The organism is Mesorhizobium sp. M4B.F.Ca.ET.143.01.1.1, from assembly GCF_004792275.1.
GTDB classification, from domain to species: Bacteria; Pseudomonadota; Alphaproteobacteria; order Rhizobiales; family Rhizobiaceae; genus Mesorhizobium; species Mesorhizobium abyssinicae.
In genome coordinates this window covers 1-511 of record NZ_SRSR01000079.1, presented here as the reverse complement: position 1 = coordinate 511, position 511 = coordinate 1, and the positions used below count along the sequence as shown (strand labels likewise).

The following is a 511-nucleotide window of genomic DNA, read 5'->3' as shown; positions in this document are numbered from 1 at the left end:
GAATTTATGTTGCGGAGATTACCCAAGATCGCCTGAAACCTGGGACGAAATGGAGCCTCCGCAGCATAATCCTATGCGCAACATCTTACCGTCAGGCACAGATGATGGCCGCCAAGGGCGTCGATATCGAGCGATCCACTCTGGCGCGCAGCGCCGGCTACGCCGCCGCCTTGCTCGATCCGATCTACAATCGCCTTCGTGAGATCGGCCGTACCCGCACCAAGCTACACACTGACGACACGCGGCTTCCGATCCTGGCGCCCGGCACCGGCACGACGCACAAGGGGGCGCTTTGGGTTTACGTCGCCGACGACCGCAACTCGGGTTCGCAGGAGCCGCCGATCGCCTGGTATCGCGCCACCATAGGTCGCGCCGGCGAGAGCGTGATGAGCGAGCTCGCCGGATTTGCCGGAACGCTGCAGGCCGATGGGTTCACCGGCTACAATCAGATCTACAAGGGCGGCGTCATTCGCGAAGCTGCCTGCCTGGCCCATCTGCGCCGCAAGATATT

General features: G+C 62.4%; 1 protein-coding gene. It reads left to right on the top strand.

The annotated features are described in order from the left end of the window. Nucleotides 1-104 precede the first annotated feature (104 nt). Nucleotides 105-511 (top strand): IS66 family transposase (locus tag EN786_RS36040; protein WP_246688843.1); only part of this gene is annotated, 407 nt, incomplete at its 3' end.